A 15,807-nucleotide genomic window follows, 5' to 3' on the forward strand; every position below is an offset into this window, starting at 1 on the left:
GGTCGCCGGAGGGAGACGGTGGGCGGTCACGGCGGGTACGGTGCTGCCGTGACCGCAGAGTTCGTCGCCGCCATCGACCAGGGCACCACGTCCTCGCGCTGCATCGTCTTCGACCGGGCTGGTGAGATCGTCGCCGTGGCCCAGCGCGAGCACCGGCAGATCTTCCCCCGGCCCGGCTGGGTCGAGCACGACGCCGAGGAGATCTGGACGAACGTCGAGCACGTGGTACGCGAGGCGCTGGCGAGCGCCGACATCGGCACCGGGGCGCTGGCCGCGGTCGGCATCACCAACCAGCGGGAGACCACAGTGGTGTGGGACCGGGCGACCGGCCGCCCGGTGGCCAACGCGATCGTCTGGCAGGACACCCGCACCGGCCCGCTGCTGCGCGAGCTGACCGAGACGTACGACGAGGAGCGGCTGCGGACCCGCACCGGCCTGATCCCGGCCACCTACTTCGCCGGCCCGAAGCTGCGCTGGCTGCTCGACCACGTCGACGGGCTGCGCGAGCGCGCCGAACGCGGCGAGGTGCTGTTCGGCACCATGGACAGCTGGCTGATCTGGAAGCTGACCGGCCGGCACGTCACCGACGTGACGAACGCCAGCCGCACGATGCTGATGGACCTGGAGACGCTCGACTGGGCCCCGGAACTGCTCGACGCGCTGCGGATCCCGGCCGCCGTGCTGCCCGAGATCCGCAGCTCCGCCGAGGTGTACGGCACCGCCCAGGGGGTGCTGGCCGGAGTGCCGGTGGCGAGCGCGCTCGGCGACCAGCAGGCGGCGCTGTTCGGGCAGACCTGCTTCCAGCCCGGCGAGGCCAAGTGCACCTACGGCACCGGCAGCTTCCTGCTGCTCAACACCGGCGCCAGCCCGGTGCCGTCCCGGCACGGCCTGCTCACCACTGTGGCGTACCGGATCGAGGGTCAGCCCGCCGCGTACGCGCTGGAGGGCGCGATCGCGGTCACCGGCTCGCTGGTGCAGTGGCTGCGCGACAACCTCGGCCTGATCTCCACCGCACCGGAGGTCGAGGAGCTGGCCCGCACCGTCGACGACAACGGCGGCTGCTACGTGGTGCCGGCCTTCTCCGGCCTGTTCGCGCCGCACTGGCGCAGCGACGCCCGGGGCGTGGTCGCCGGGCTGACCGGCTACATCACCAAGGGGCACCTGGCCCGCGCGGTGCTGGAGGCGTCAGCCTTCCAGACCCGCGAGGTGGTGGACGCGATGAACGCCGACTCCGACGTGGCGTTGCGGCGGCTGCGGGTCGACGGCGGGATGACCGGCAACGAACTGCTCATGCAGTTCCTCGCCGACGTGCTGGACGTGCCGGTGGTCCGGTCCCGGATCACCGAGACGACCTGCCTCGGTGCCGCGTACGCCGCCGGTCTGGCCGTGGGGTTCTGGCCCGACCTGGCCACGCTGCGCGAGAAGTGGCGCTCGGACGCGCAGTGGGAGTCGACCATGGACCCGGCGCACCGGGAGCGCGAGCTGCGCCAGTGGCACAAGGCGGTCCAGCGCACGCTCGACTGGGCCGACTGAGCGTCAGTCCCAGCGGTTGCCGGTGAGCTTCTCGTACACCTCGACGTAGCGGGCCCGGGTCGCCTCGATCACCTCGGCCGGCACCTCCGGCGCGGGCGGCTGCCTGTCCCAGCCGCTCGCCGTGGCCCAGTCCCGCACGTACTGCTTGTCGTAGGAGAACTGGGCGCGGCCCGGCTGGTACGACTCGGCCGGCCAGAACCGGGACGAGTCGGAGGTGAGCACCTCGTCGCCGAGGACCAGCGTGCCGTCCGGCGCCCAGCCCAGCTCCAGCTTCGTGTCCGCGATCAGGATCCCCCGCTCGGCGGCGATCTCCGCGCCACGCCGGTAGACGTCGATGGTGATCTGCCGCAGCCGCTCCGCGACCTCCGGCCCGACCTTGTCCACCACCTGCTCGTAGGTGATCGGCTCGTCGTGCTCGCCCTTCGGCGCCTTCGTCGACGGCGTGAAGATCGGCTCGGGCAGGATCGACGCCTCGACCAGGCCGCGGGGCAGCGGCACCCCGGAGACCGAGCCGGTGCGCTGGTACTCGGCGAAGCCGCCGCCGGTCAGGTAGCCCCGGGCCACGCACTCGACCGGCACCATCTCCAGCCGCCGGCAGCGGATCGCCCGGCCGGCGAACTCCGCCGGCACGTCCGTCGCGGAGATCACGTGGTTCGGCACCAGGTCGGACAGCTGCTCGAACCACCACAGCGACAGCGCGGTGAGCAGGCGGCCCTTGTCCGGGATCGGGGTCGGCAGCACCACGTCGTAGATGGAGACGCGGTCGGTGGCGACCAGGATCAGGTCGTCGCCGTCGGCGTAGACGTCCCGGACCTTGCCCGAGTGCAGAAGTTCCACGGCGCTAGTACACCATGACCGGCGTGGACCGCCCGGCGCGCCCACCGCCGTCCCGCCCGGCGTTGACACCCGGGCGGGGGCCGGTGAAATGATCCGTTCACCCCACCTTCGGGAGAGACCCCGTGCGCGCTCCGCAGTCCGTACCCCGTCCCGGGCTCGACCGGCGACGGTTCCTCGGCGCGCTCACCGGGCTGCCGCTGGCCGCCGGGCTGCCGGTGCTCGCCGGGTGCGGCCCGGACGAGGTGGCCGCCGACGACGGCCCGATCGAGCTGTCTGTGTTCTGGTGGGGCGGCGCCCGCCGGGCCGCGGCCACCGAGCAGGCGCTGCGGCTGTACTCGCAGCAGAACCCGCGAGTCAGCTTCCGGGTCACCTGGCAGGGGCTGGGCGGCTACTACGACCGGATCGCCACCCAGGCCACCGGCGGGAACCCGCCGGACCTGTTCCAGATCGACGACACCCTGCTCGCCGAGTACGCCGGCCGGGACATCCTGCTCGATCTCACCCGGTACGTCGCCGACAAGCGGCTCGACCTGCGCGAGGTGCCGGAGCAACTGGCCCGCTACGGCCAGGTGGACGAGCGGACGGTCGGTGTGCCGGCCGCGCAGACGAGCGCGGCGCTGGTGTTCAACCGCCGGCTGCTGCGCCGGCTAAGCCAGCCCGAGCCGCGTACCGGGATGTCCTGGAAGGAGTACGCGTCCTGGGCCGCCCGGGTCACGCGCGCCTCCGGCAACCGGGTGGCCGGCACCATGGACGCCTCCGGCGACTACCGGGCGTTCTGGTTGTGGCTGCGCGGCCAGGGCAGCGAGCTGTACCAGGGGCGGCAGCTCGGGTTCAGCTCCGCCGAACTGCTCGCCTGGTTCGAGTTCTGGGAGGTGGCGCGCTTCGACCGGGCCACACCGAGCGCCGCCCTGGTCGAGCAGGCCGACAGCGGCGAGCTGGCCCGCCAGCTCGTGGTCACCGGGCACACCGCCGCCTCCTTCGCCTGGTCGCACCAGTTGCCGGAGCTGCAGGGCCTGACCGACGACGAGCTGGGCGCGGTCGCCTTCCCGGGCACGCCCGCCGCGCAGTGGCCGCGCGCGTCGATGTACTGGGCCGGTTTCCGGGGCACCCGCCACCCGGGGGCGGTGGTGGACGTGCTCGACTTCCTGACCACGAACGTGGCGGCCGGCCGTCTCCTCGGCCTGGAACGCGGCCTGAACGCCAGCAAGCAGGTGCGCTCGTTCGTCGCCGAGGAGGTGACCGGCCGGGCCGAGAGGCGCATGGCCGCGCTCGGCGCCGAGCTGGCGGATCTGGCCGGCCCGTCGCCCGCGCCGCCGCCCAAGGGGCACGCGGCGGTGCGCACGCTGCTGATCGAGGCGGCCGAGAGCATCCGCGCCAAGCGGGCCGGCGCCCGCACCGCCACCTCCCGCTTCATGGCCCAGGCCAACACCGCTCTCGCCGGGTGACCCGCCCCACCCCGCCCGGCGTGGGCGGGGTGGGCAGGGGCGTCAGCGCGGGGGCCGGTTGCGGCGGCCGCGGGTGAGCAGCACCACCAGCAGCACGATGCCGCCGACCACCACGAGGCAGCAGAGCAGGCCGATGATGCCGAACCCACCACGGGAGCGGCGGCGGGCCGCCTCCACCACGATCTCGCCGGTACCGCTCGACGCCCAGGCCGCGACCGGCACGAAGACCGAGAGCACGACCGTACCGAGGACCGCGCCCAGGCGGCCCCACCACTTGTTCCATGCAGACATGCCCCCATCCTCGCCGAGACCCGCAACCGGGGCACGGCGGACAGGGCGGATGTCGCCGGACACGGCGCGGGGTCGCCGGCACAGTCCGCGTGGCCCGACTCACGATTAACCGTCCATTTGGACTGTTAGGGTTCCCTGGTGACTTCCTCCCTGCCCTCGACCTCCGCACGGGCCCTTGCCGGAAAGCGGGAGTGGGCGGCCCTCGTGGTGCTCGTTCTCGTGGTCCTCCTCCTGGCCGTCGACGGGACCGTCCTCTACCTCGCGGTCCCGTCGCTGACGGAGGACATCGGGCCCACCGCCACCCAGATCCTGTGGATCGGGGACATCTACGCCTTCGTGCTCGCCGGGCTCCTGATCACGATGGGCAACCTCGCCGACCGGATCGGTCGCAAGCGGCTGCTGATGATCGGCACCGTGGGGTTCGGCTCGGCGTCCGTGCTGGCGGCCTTCGCCACCACCCCGGAGGTGCTGATCGCGGCCCGCGCCCTCCTCGGCCTGGCCGGCGCCACGCTGATGCCGTCGACGCTCTCCATCGTCCGGTCGATGTTCGCCGATCGCGCCCAGCGGGCCCGGGCCATCGCGCTCTGGTCGGCCGGGGCCACCGCCGGCGCCGCGCTCGGCCCGCTGGTGGGCGGCGTGCTGCTGGAGCGCTTCTGGTGGGGATCGGTCTTCCTGATCAACGTGCCGGTGATGGTGCTGGCGCTGGTGGCGGGATGGCTGCTGCTGCCGGAGTCGAAGGGTGAGGCGCCGGCCCGGATCGACGTCGGCTCCTCGGCGCTGTCCATCGCCACGATCGTCCCGCTGGTCTTCGCCCTCAAGCGCCTCTTCAGCGACGGGGTCGACGCGCTCACCGTGACGGCCACCGCCGTCGGGCTGCTGGCCGGATGGTGGTTCGTACGGCGGCAGAACCGCCTGGCGGTGCCCCTGCTCGACGTCTCACTGTTCCGGGTGCCGGCGTTCTCGGGTGCGCTCGCCGCCAACGTGCTGGCCATCTTCGGGTTCCTGGGGCTGCTGTTCTTCTTCTCCCAGTACCTGCAACTGGTTCGCGGCTTCGGCCCGCTCAAGGCAGGCGTCGCCGAGTTGCCCGGCACACTCGCCGCGGTGCTCGTCGTGGCGCTGATCGGCGTCCTGCTGTCGCGGCTCGGTGCGGGCCGCGCGATCGGGCTGGGACTGCTGGTCGCCGCCGCCGGGCTCACCGTCATGGGGCTCAGCGTCGACCTCCGGACCTACTGGGGGCTGGGCATCGGCCTCGCCGTCATCGGGCTCGGCATCGGTGTCGCCATGACCCTCTCCACCGACGCCGTCGTCGGCGCCGTCCCGGAGCGGCGCGCGGGCGCCGCTTCGGCGGTGGCCGAGACGGCGTACGAGCTGGGGGGCGCGCTCGGCATCGCGGTCCTCGGCTCGTTGCACGGGCTGCTCTACCGTTCGTCGCTGGCCCTCCCCGCCGAGGCCACCGCCGCCGATCGGGCACTGGCGGAGGACTCCCTGGCGGCGGCCGTGTACGGGGCACCGGCACCCGGCGTGGTGGCCGCGGCGCAGGACGCGTTCGCCCAGGCGATGCAGTCCGCCACCTTCGTCGCCGCCGTGATCCTGGTGGTCGCCTCGGTAGTGGCCTGGAAGATCATTCCCTCCGAGCCCGTGTCTCCTGGAGGTGCACGTGTCGACCACTGAACGTCGTCCCATCCGCGATCGTGCGCGCACCCGGCGAGCGGTGCTGGACGCCGCCGAACGGATGATCACCCGCCACGGCGCCAACGTCAGCCTGGCCGCCGTCGCCCGGGAGGCGGGCGTCACGAAGAGCGGCCTGATGCACCACTTCCCCTCCCGGGAGGACCTGCTCGCCGCCCTGGTCGAGCAGGTGGTCACACGCGTCTGGGAAGAGGTGAACGCCCACGTCGACAGCGGCGACGAGCGGCCGGGCGCCTTCACCCGTGGTTACGTGCGCGCCCTCACCGGAGACAGCGCGTACCTGGCGGAACTGGGCAGCGCCACCGGCCTGCTCGCCCAACTCGGGGTCGACAGCATGGAGCACGTGCTGGCGGTGGACCCCGAGGACCCGGCACGCTGGAACCGTGCCTTCGAGGCCGACGGCCTGCCACCGGGCCGGGTCTGGGCCGTCCGGTACGCCGCGGAGGGGCTCGCCATCGCCATCGGCACCGCCTATGTCACTGACGAACAGCTCCGGCTGGCCCGTGCGGAACTGCTCGTCCTCACCGAGACGGCCCCGGAATGAGTTCAGGCCCGGAATCCGTGGATTCCGGGCCTGAACTTTGGTAGCGGGGACAGGATTTGAACCTGCGACCTCTGGGTTATGAGCCCAGCGAGCTACCGAGCTGCTCCACCCCGCGTCGGCTCGTACAGCTTATCGCACTCCGATCCTGGAGATCAGCCGGGTCCCCCGATCCGGCGCGCGGCCGGCGGAAAGGCGACGCGGCCGGCTGGTGGCGCTTGCCGGGCGAAACGACGAAGGCCCCGGAGAGAACTCCGGGGCCTTCGTCACGAGTAGCGGGGACAGGATTTGAACCTGCGACCTCTGGGTTATGAGCCCAGCGAGCTACCGAGCTGCTCCACCCCGCGTCGGCTCGACAACCGTAGCGCACCGACCCGGTGAGGCGCAAAACGGGTACCCGGTGGCGACGCGGCCGGGCGTCCCGCTCGACGGACGAGACGAGACGAGCCCGTGGCCCGGGTGACCGTTGCGGTCCCGGACCACGGGCTCGTGGTGTCGGCTCGTGCTGTCGGCCGGGGCGTCAGCCGCCCGGTGACGGCGCGGGTGACGTCGGCGCCGGTGGCGAGACACTGCCCGACGGCGCCGGGTTGCCCGAGCCGTTCGACGCGGCCTGGGCCTGCTGGAACGCGCTCATCGCCTCGTCCAGCGCCTTCAGCGCCCGCCCGTACCGCTCGAAGTCGCCGGACGCCTGCGCGGCCTTGACCTCACCGATCGCGGTCTGCACCCGGGCGGCCGCCTGGGCCAGTTCCCCGCTCACCGGCGGCGTGTTGGTGTCACCCGCGGTCGGCGACGGCGTGGGGCTGTCGGGCGTGGGCCTGTCGTCGGTGCTGGGCGGCGGGTTGTTGTTCGGCGCCCGCTTGCCCTGCTCGACGAGCTGCTTGATGCCGTCGCTGAGGTTGTTGGCGAGCACCACGTACGAGCCGCCGTCACCGTAGGAGAGCAGCACCTTCTGCAGCAGTGGGTACGCATCCTGGCTGCTGCTCTTCACGTACACCGGCTCGACGTAGAGCATGCCGTCGGCGAACGGCAGCGAGAGCAGGTTGCCGTACTGCACCTGTGCCTGGTTGGACGACAGCAGGTTGAGCTGCTGCCGGATGTCGCCGTTGTTCGTCATCTGCTGGTGCACCTGTGTCGGCCCGGAGATCCGGGTCTGGTCCGGTAGCTCCAGCACCTCAAGTCTCGGCTGCCCGTCGACGTACGACCCGGAGACCAGCGCGGCCAGGTTCTGCCGCCCGTTCGGGGTGACCGCCGAGGTCAACTGGAAGCGCGGCCCCTCCTGCCCGGGGAACTGGGTGAACAGGTAGTACGGCGGCTGCTTCTGCCCGCTGTCCGGCGCGTCCGGCACGTTCGGCACCTGCCAGAAGTCCTGGCCGGAGTAGAAGTCGCCGGGGTCGGTGACGTGGAACTTGGTGAGCAGGTTGCGCTGCACCTTGAACAGGTCGGCCGGGTAGCGGAAGTGCTCGGCCAGCTCGGCCGGGATGTCGCCCTTGGGCAGCACCACGTCACCGCCGAACGCCTTGTTCCACGCCTTGAGCACCGGGTCCGCGTCGTCGTACGAGTAGAGCTTGACCGTGCCGTCGTACGCGTCGACAGTCGCCTTCACCGAGTTGCGGATGTAGTTGACGTTCTCCCGGGCGAGCTGGAACGTGCCCCGGCCGGTCAGCTCGTCGGCCGTCTCGGCCTGGAGGTTGACCCGCTCGGCGTACGGGTAGGTCGCCGCGGTGGTGTAGCCGTCGATGATCCACAGGACGCGCCCGTTCACGACCGCCGGGTACGGGTCGCCGTCGAGCGTGAGGAACGGCGCGACCTTCTCCACCCGGTCGCGCGGGTTGCGCACGTACAGCAGCTTCGAGTTCTCGTTCACCGCCTCGGAGAGCAGGAAGTTCGACTCCTGCTCCTTGATCGCGTAGAGCAGCCGGCGCGGGAACGAACCGATCTTGACGCCGCCCTCGCCGGTGTAGGTGTAGTACTGCTCACCGCCGGTGGAGGTGGGGCGGTCGAACTCGACGTTGCGGTCGCCGTTCTGCCCGACGATCGCGTAGTCGTTCGCCTCCATCCGCTCGCCGTAGTAGATCCGCGGCTGCTGGGCCGGGATCTCCTCGGTCGGCGCGGAGCACGCCTCCTGCGCCTTCTCGCCGAGGAAGCCGGAGACGAAGTACGGCTGGCCGCCGCAGACCACCTGGTTCGCCGGGGCGGCCACCAGGCCGTACCCGTGGGTGTAGACGGTGTGGCGGTTGATCCAGTTGTTCTGCTGGTCGGTCAGCTCGCCGTAGTTGATCTCACGGACGCCGACCACGTAGTCGGAGGTCTTGTCCTTCACCGAGTACCTGTCGATGTCCAGCTTCGAGCCGAAGTCGTAGAAGCCACGGACCTGCTGGAGCTGCGTGTACGTCTCGGAGACGAGCTGCGGGTCGAGCAGCCTGATGTTCGACACCACCGAGGTGTCGGTGGCCAGGCTGGCGGGTGGTACGAGGTTGCTGGCCGCGTACGGCGTGGTCTTCGTGCCGTCGAGGCCGAACGCGGACCGGGTGGCCTTGATGCTGCGTTCGATGTACGGCGCCTCCTTGTCCCGGGCGCTCGGCTTGACCTCGAACGTCTGCACCGCCCACGGGTAGATGCCGCCGATCGCCACCGCGGACACGCCGAGCAGGGCGAGCGAGATGCCCGGCCAGACCAGGTTCCGCATGACCGCGTTGGAGAACACGATGATCGCCAGGGCCACCACGATCGAGATCCAGGCGAGGATCTCCTTCGCCGGCAGCAGCGCGTTCACGTCGGCGTAGCCGGCGCCGTAGAGCTTGGCGCCCTCGTTGTACTCCAGCAGCATGGCCCGCCGGTCCAGCACGTAGGCGACGGCCTTGAGCAGCACGAACACGGCGACCAGCGAGCTGAGGTGGGCGCGGGCGGAGTTCGTCATCCGGTCGCCGACGCCCTGGAGCCGCACCCCGCCGAAGATGTAGTGCACGGCGAGCGCGCCGAGCAGCGACAGCACCACGACGGTGAAGCCGACGCCGAGCAGGTAGCGCCAGAACGGGAGCTGGAAGACGTAGAAGCCGACGTCGACGCCGAACTCCGGGTCCTTCACCCCGAAGTCGCCGCCGTTGCGGAACAGCAGCCACTGGGCCCACCGGCTCTGCGCGGAGAGGCCGGCGAACAGCCCGACGACGGCGGCGGCGAGCGCGATCCAGGTGCCGAGCCGCGGGCTCAGCAGCATCCGGTAGCGCTCCAGCGTCGCCTGCTCGGCCGAGTGCGGACGCATCCGGGGCCGCAGCCGGTACGCCAGCCAGAAGTTGCCGCCGACGATCAGCGCCATGCCGACGCCGACCACCAGGAACAGCAGCAGCCGGGTGGCGAGCACGCCGGTGAAGACCTGGGTGTAGCGGACCTCGTCGAACCAGAGCCAGTCGGTCCAGGCGTTGACGCCCCACCCGAGGAGGGTGAACAAGACGAACACCCCGATCAGGACACCGATGGTGACGCGTCCGCGCCGGCTCATCCTCGGTAAGGGACTGCTACGCATGACCACTGTTTGGCTCCGCACGCTCGATGTGATCGGCTCCGACCAGGCACCAAGAGTACGGGGTGTTCCTGAGCACGTCGGGTCAAGGTCACGTCACGATCCGCCCGGTGGCCGCCGGCCGGCCCGCCTCAACAGCGCGTCGGCTGGCCCCCGGACCGCAACGTTTCGAGCGCCTTCAACGCCTCGTCGAGCGTGGCGACCTTCAGCAGCGGCAGGTCCGGCTGAGGGTTGCGGACCGCCTCGGCGCAGTTGTCGGCGGGCACCAGGAACGCCTTCGCGCCCGCGTCCTTGGCGCCGACCAGCTTCTGCGCGATGCCGCCGATCGGGCCGACCCGGCCCTCGTCGTCGATGGTGCCGGTACCGGCGATGATCTTCCCGCCGGTGAGGTCGGCCGGCTCCAGCTTGTCGATGATGCCGAGCGAGAACATCAGCCCGGCACTGGGACCGCCGATGTCACCCAGGTCGATCTTGAGGTTGAACGGGTGCGGCTGCTGCTGGTCGATCTCCACGCCGATGCGCGGCCGGCCGTCCTGTTCGCGGCTGGTCACAGTGGCGGTGCCCGGGGTGTCGCCCCGGGTGTAGCCGATCTTCAGCGCGGTGCCCGCCGGCTTGGACCGGATCAGCTCGGTGAGCTTGGCCGCGCTCGTCACCTGCACCCCGTCGACCGAGGTGAGCACGTCGTCGGGCCGCAGCACGTCGACCGACGGGCCGCCCGGCGTGACCGCCTTGACCAGCACCTTGACCGGGTAGCCCAGTTGGCGCAGCGCCGCCGTCTCGGCGCTGGTCTGCGAGTTCTGGAAGTCCTCCGCGTTGCGCTTCTCGACCTCCTCCTGCGACTCCCCCGGCGGGTAGACCAGTTCCCGCGGCACCACCGCCTCGTCCGAGGAGAACCATCCGGCCAGCGCCGACCGGAGCCGCACCGTCGGCTGCACACCGACAGTGGTGAGCCGGAGCTGACCGGCGGAGGTGGACGTCGCGCGGCCGGTCACCTGGATGACCTCCTTGCCGTCCTCGCGGCCCAGCGTGTTCACCGTCGGACCGGGGCCGAGCACCACGTACGGCAGCGGCACGCTCAGCACACCGATGCTGAGCAGGGCGGTGAGCAGGGCACCGAGGAGGACGGTCACGCCGCGACGTCTCATGCGCCAGAGCGTACCGATCCGACCCCCGCCATCCGGCGCGGTGACCGGCGGACTTCGCCCTCAGCGCAACGCCGAGTGGCCCGACCTGCGGCGGGCCCCGCGTACCGTAGACGTCGTGCCTGATATTCCGTTCGGCTTCGCGCTCCCGGGTGGTCAACCACCAGACCCCAACGACCCCGCGGCGATGCAGCAGTTCATGTCGCAGTTGCAGCACCTGCTCTCGGCGCCGGGCAGCGGGCCGGTCAACTGGGACCTCGCCCGTCAGGTGGCCGCCAGTCAGCTCGCCGCCGCCGGCGACCCGGCGGTGTCGCCGTTCGAACGCAACGCGGTCGAGGAGGCGCTGCGCATCGCCGACCTCTGGCTGGAGCCGGCGACCTCGTGGCCCTCCGGCATCCGCACCTCGGTCGCCTGGAACCGCAACGAGTGGATCTTCAAGACGCTCGACGTGTGGCGCAAGCTCTGCGACCCGGTGGCCAGCCGGATGGTCGGCGCGATGGGCGACCTGGTGCCACCGGAGGCCCGCGCCCAGCTCGGCCCGATGCAGTCGATGGTCGCCACGCTCGGCGGCGCCCTCTTCGGCGGCCAGCTCGGCCAGGCGCTCGGCTCGCTCGCCGCCGAGGTGCTCTCCGCCGGTGACATCGGCCTGCCGCTGGGCCCCGCCGGCACCGCCGCGCTCGTTCCCGCCAACATCAAGGTGTACGGCGAGGGCCTGGAGCTGCCCGAGGACGAGGTACGCCTCTACGTGGCCCTGCGCGAGGCCGCTCACCAGCGCCTGTTCCAGCACGTGCCGTGGCTGCGCGGGCACGTGCTGACGGCGGTGGAGAACTACGCCGCCGGCATCCGGGTCAACCGGGAGGCGATCGAGGAGGCGATGGGCCGGGTCGACCCGACCGACCCGGAGTCGATGCAGGCGATCGCGCTGGAGGGCATCTTCACGCCGGAGGACACGCCCGCGCAGAAGGCGTCGCTGGCCCGGCTGGAGACAGTGCTCGCGCTGGTCGAGGGCTGGGTCTGCCACGTCGTCGACAGCGCCGCCGGTGACCGCCTGCCCAACGTGGTACGCCTCGGCGAGGCGTTCCGCCGCCGCCGCGCCGCGGGTGGCCCGGCCGAGCAGACGTTCGCCGCGCTGGTCGGCCTCGAACTGCGGCCCCGCCGGCTGCGCGAGGCGTCGGTGCTGTGGGCGGCGCTGACCGAGCACCGCGGCATCGCCGGGCGGGACGCGGTCTGGGGCCACCCGGACCTGCTGCCCTCCGACGACGACTTCGCCGCCCCGGAGGCGTTCGCCACGACCAGCACCGATCTCGACGACGAGCTGGCGAACTTCGACTTCTCCGCCCCCGGCGCCCCGGAGGAGAAGGCCCCCGGCGAGGACGACGACAAGCGCTGACGCAGTACGCGACGGGGCCCGCACGGATCACCGTGCGGGCCCCGTCCACGTCCCACCCCCCGCCCCGCCCGCCACCCCACCCCGCCCATCTCACCGTCGATCTTGGAGCTGTGGCGCCCAGGATGTCCCGAAGGCGGCTTCTGTCAGGTGCCACAACTCCAAGATCGACGGGGCGGGGAGCGGGCGGAGCGGGCGGCGGGCGGGGCGGGCGGCGGTCAGACGGGGCGGCCGGACAGCAGGGCCCGGGTGGCCTCCCAGCCCTCGACCGCCGGATCGAGGGCGGCCAGGTCGGCGGGGCCGCGCAGCCGGTGCCAGCCGGCGGTGACCGCCACGTCCCCCGGGCTCGGTGCCGCCCGCCGCACCTCGGTCGGGGCGGTCGTGTCCAGATCCAGCGCCGGCAGCCACGCCGGTACGGGCAGTCGCGCCGCCACCCCCAGCAGCCCGGTTCCGCTTCCCTCGGCCGGGGCCACCGCCACCGGCCGGGTGGTGAGCGGCCGCAGCAGCTTGCCGAGCGTCAGCCCGGGCAGGTCCGGCGTGTCCGCCGCCACCACCGCCACCTGGTCGTAGCCGGCTGCGCCGTCCTCGTGGACCGCCTGGTCGCCGATGATCGCCGCGAACACCGCGTTCGGCGTCGGCTCGGTCACCTCGTACACCTGGGTGCCGGGCCAGACCACGGCGTCGGCCAGCCATCGGTCCCGGGCCGTGACCGCCACCGCTGTCTCCACCTCGTTCAGGGTGGCCAGCAGGTCCACCACGTCCTCGGCGAGCGCGGCACGCCATCGCGTCGGATCGATTCCGGGCGGTGACCAGGTCACCGGGCCGAGCAGCGCCACCACCACACGTCGCGACATCCGCCGACCTTAACCCCCGCCCCGACCCGCTTCCGTGCACGATCATGAGGTTGGCGGTGACGAAGCGGACGAAACGCCGGGCCAACTTCATGATCGACCGCAAAGGCGGGATGGTCAGGGGACGGCGGCGGTGGCGGCAACGCCCTCCAGGTAGCCGCGGGCCCGCTCCGACCTCGGGTAACGGGCGACGAGCGCCCAGAACTCGGCGTTGTGGCTGGGCACGATGAGATGAGCCAGCTCGTGCAGCAGCACGTAGTCGATCACCCAGTCGGGCATGTCCTGGACGCGGTGCGAGATCCGGATGGTGCGGTCGGCGGGCGTGCAGGAGCCCCAGCGGCCGTTCTGGTTGGTGACCCAGCGGACGCTCGCCGGGGCGGCGGCCGAACCGTACTCGGTCAGGTAGCTGTCGATCAGGCGGGCGGCGCGGGCGAGCAGTTCGGCGTCCGAGCGGGCCAGGCGGCCCTCGCGGGCGGCGAGCCGGGCGAGCATCCGGTCGACCCACTCGCTCTCCTCGGCCCGGGAGAACTGGTCGGGGATCAGCACGACGACGCGCTCCCCGTCCCGGTACGCGGACACCGTGCGCCGCCGGCGCTGGCTGCGCCGCACCTCGACGACGGGCTTCCGCGTCACGGCCATTACCGGTCCGCGCAGCCTCGGTTGACTGTCACGAGGGAAAGGTAATGCGTACTGACCAGGGCTCCGCAAGAGTCAACACGACGACACGCGCCCGGAAAATGATGGTTGATTGTCCGGAGTCCGGAAAAAATTCTTTGCGACGGTAGCTGACCATCACCTGACCGGCCCTGTTCACGTTAAGTGATCTACGACGGGTGACGGCCGGCGGGGCGGCGCGAAGCGGATCTGGGTGCATTCATCCGGCGTGTCCGCGCGAAACTGACTTATCCGACGTTACTCGGCATGCACACTCTCGACGTCGACTTGCTCACAGAGTCGGCGTACAGCTGACATGGAACCGCCCAGACCTGGGTAGGGTCCGCCAACCACGGTCAGGTGACTGGCCGCGGAGAACCCCCGGCGCCGGTGCCACGCGTGGGCCGCCGCAGGGAGACCCGCCGGACACCTCCGGCGGACGAGACGAGGAGGCTACCGTGGCCGACCAGGCCCAGACCTACAACGGTTACTGCGTGAAGTGCAAGGAGAAGCGGGACTTCGAGGGGCACGTGGAGGTCTCGAAGACCGGCATGAACATGGCCAAGGGCAAGTGCCCGGTGTGCGGCACAACAGTGAACCGCATCCTGGGCAAGGCCAAGGTCTGACCCGTAGGACACACACGGGGGAGGGCGGCCGGTGGCCGCCCTCCCCCGTCGCGTAGCCGACACGGTTACCGGCTGGTTGTGGAAAACCGGCGAGATCCTGTGGACAGCACTGGCCACGGCACGCCGCACCTGTGGACAACGAGCGACGGAGCGCGTGGAGACGGTCACCATCAGTTGCGTGACCGACCCGACACCGCTCGTCCGTCCCATTCTGCTACCCGGCCTGACCCGGCTCTGGCGCGACCGGCACACGCTCCAGCTCGGCGAGCAGCCCGGCCGGGCGGTGCTGCTGGAGATGTCCTCGCCCGGGACCGCCCGCCTGCTCGACCTGCTCGACGGCACCCGCAGCGAACGCGCCGTGCTGGCCGAGGCGGGCGCCGTCCGGATCCCCCCCGACGAGGCCCGCGCCCTGCTCGACACGCTCCGGGAGGCCGGACTGGTGGTGCCGGCGCAGGCGCTGCTCCCCCGTGACCTCACCGGCTCGGCCCGGGCCCGGCTGGCCGCCGAGGCCGCCGCGCTGGCGCTCGCGTCACCCGACCTGCCCGGCACCCCGGCCCGGCTGCTGCGCCGCCGCCGGGGCGCGCGGGTGCTGGTCACCGGCACGGGACGACTCGGCGCGGCGGTCGCCGTCGCGCTGGCCCACGCCGGCGTCGGGCACGTCGTACCCGATCTGGCCGGCCCGGTGGGCGCCGGTGACCTGGCCGGGACCGGCCTGACCACCGCGGAGCTGGGCCGGCCGCTGGCCCCGGCGGTACGCGCGACGCTGGAGCGGTGCGCGCCCGGCACGGTCACCGCCCCGTTGCGGGGCACCCGGCCGGACCTGGTGGTGCAGCTCGGCGTGGACCGTCCGGCGGAACTGCTCGCCACCGGGTACGCCCGCCGACGCCAGCCCCACCTGCTGCTCGACCTGCGCGGCGGCGTACCGGTGATCGGTCCGCTGGTCCGCCCGCCCGTCGGGCCCTGCCTGCGCTGCCTCGACCTGCATCGCGGCGACCGGGATCCGGACTGGCCCGCGCTCGCCGCCCAGCTCGCCGCCGACCGGGGCGAGCGGGCCTGCGCCGTCGCCACCGGGCTGGCCGGGGCGGCCTTCGCGACGGCGGAGGTGCTGGCCCAGCTCGACGGCGCCCAGCCGGAGACGCTCGGCGGCGCGGTGGAGATCCGCGGTCCGGGTCGCGTCCGTCACCGACGGTGGCCGCCGCACCCCTCCTGCGGCTGCTGCCGGCGTCGCCCGATCCGGTCGACGCCGGTCGCTACCCGCCGCACGGCAGCAGCGGAGGCCCCGAGTCGGTAACAA

Annotated in this window: 13 protein-coding genes and 2 tRNA genes; 7 read left to right on the top strand and 8 right to left on the bottom strand. The window is 72.2% G+C overall.

From position 1 onward, the window contains the following. The first annotated feature begins 48 nt into the window (after positions 1–48). On the top strand, positions 49–1,533 hold the full coding sequence (gene glpK, locus AB0C17_RS22730; RefSeq protein WP_357480350.1) for a glycerol kinase GlpK: 1,485 nt from the start codon (positions 49–51) through the stop codon (positions 1,531–1,533). A gap of 3 nt (positions 1,534–1,536) precedes the next feature. Here the strand turns inward: glpK and AB0C17_RS22735 are convergent, their stop codons facing one another. Beyond that, positions 1,537–2,370: a phosphoribosylaminoimidazolesuccinocarboxamide synthase gene (locus tag AB0C17_RS22735; RefSeq protein WP_357383674.1), complete on the bottom strand. Its 834-nt coding sequence runs from the start codon at positions 2,368–2,370 to the stop codon at positions 1,537–1,539. A gap of 122 nt (positions 2,371–2,492) precedes the next feature. Between AB0C17_RS22735 and AB0C17_RS22740 the strand changes: the two genes are divergently transcribed. Next, the gene (locus tag AB0C17_RS22740) at positions 2,493–3,815 is read left to right on the top strand and encodes an extracellular solute-binding protein (RefSeq protein ID WP_357383672.1); all 1,323 of its coding nucleotides are present in this window, start codon (positions 2,493–2,495) and stop codon (positions 3,813–3,815) included. Between the two features lie 42 nt (positions 3,816–3,857). On the opposite strand, the gene AB0C17_RS22745 is transcribed toward AB0C17_RS22740, so the two are convergent. Further along, entirely contained in the window at positions 3,858–4,106 is a 249-nt protein-coding gene (locus tag AB0C17_RS22745; RefSeq protein ID WP_013475255.1) for a hypothetical protein, read from the bottom strand. Between the two features lie 138 nt (positions 4,107–4,244). Between AB0C17_RS22745 and AB0C17_RS22750 the strand changes: the two genes are divergently transcribed. Then, entirely contained in the window at positions 4,245–5,777 is a 1,533-nt protein-coding gene (locus AB0C17_RS22750) for an MFS transporter (protein ID WP_357383669.1), read from the top strand. Further along, entirely contained in the window at positions 5,764–6,339 is a 576-nt protein-coding gene (locus AB0C17_RS22755) for a TetR/AcrR family transcriptional regulator (protein WP_357383667.1), read from the top strand. The genes AB0C17_RS22750 and AB0C17_RS22755 overlap by 14 nt, the downstream gene beginning before the upstream one ends. Before the next feature lie 38 nt (positions 6,340–6,377). Here AB0C17_RS22755 and AB0C17_RS22760 read toward each other — a convergent pair. From AB0C17_RS22760 to AB0C17_RS22775, 4 genes are all read right to left on the bottom strand, one after another. After that, positions 6,378–6,454 (bottom strand) — tRNA-Met (locus AB0C17_RS22760). 155 nt (positions 6,455–6,609) lie between these two features. Then, a tRNA-Met gene (locus AB0C17_RS22765) sits at positions 6,610–6,683 on the bottom strand. Positions 6,684–6,856: 173 nt separating this feature from the next. Then, entirely contained in the window at positions 6,857–9,856 is a 3,000-nt protein-coding gene (locus AB0C17_RS22770) for a UPF0182 family protein (protein WP_357480353.1), read from the bottom strand. Positions 9,857–9,984: 128 nt separating this feature from the next. Then, positions 9,985–10,998, bottom strand: coding sequence for a PDZ domain-containing protein (locus AB0C17_RS22775; RefSeq protein WP_357383663.1), 1,014 nt, complete (start codon positions 10,996–10,998; stop codon positions 9,985–9,987). Positions 10,999–11,113: 115 nt separating this feature from the next. Between AB0C17_RS22775 and AB0C17_RS22780 the strand changes: the two genes are divergently transcribed. After that, complete coding sequence (locus AB0C17_RS22780; RefSeq protein WP_357472390.1) at positions 11,114–12,385, top strand: zinc-dependent metalloprotease; 1,272 nt, start codon at positions 11,114–11,116, stop codon at positions 12,383–12,385. 215 nt (positions 12,386–12,600) lie between these two features. Here the strand turns inward: AB0C17_RS22780 and AB0C17_RS22785 are convergent, their stop codons facing one another. Beyond that, entirely contained in the window at positions 12,601–13,236 is a 636-nt protein-coding gene (locus AB0C17_RS22785) for a hypothetical protein (protein ID WP_357383659.1), read from the bottom strand. Between the two features lie 114 nt (positions 13,237–13,350). Then, positions 13,351–13,872, bottom strand: a complete 522-nt coding sequence (locus AB0C17_RS22790; RefSeq protein WP_357383657.1) for a M48 family metallopeptidase — start codon at positions 13,870–13,872, stop codon at positions 13,351–13,353. A 473-nt stretch (positions 13,873–14,345) separates the two neighbouring features. On the opposite strand from AB0C17_RS22790, the gene AB0C17_RS22795 reads away from it, so the two are divergent. Both AB0C17_RS22795 and AB0C17_RS22800 read left to right on the top strand, forming a co-directional pair. Beyond that, positions 14,346–14,513, top strand: coding sequence for a DUF5679 domain-containing protein (locus AB0C17_RS22795; protein WP_007464795.1), 168 nt, complete (start codon positions 14,346–14,348; stop codon positions 14,511–14,513). A 178-nt stretch (positions 14,514–14,691) separates the two neighbouring features. After that, a complete protein-coding gene (locus AB0C17_RS22800; RefSeq protein WP_357472393.1) occupies positions 14,692–15,804 on the top strand; it encodes a hypothetical protein in 1,113 nt (370 codons plus the stop codon). Positions 15,805–15,807 lie beyond the last annotated feature (3 nt).

Origin of the sequence: Micromonospora sp. NPDC048887 (assembly GCF_040649715.1) — a bacterium.
Lineage (GTDB): Bacteria > Actinomycetota > Actinomycetes > Mycobacteriales > Micromonosporaceae > Micromonospora.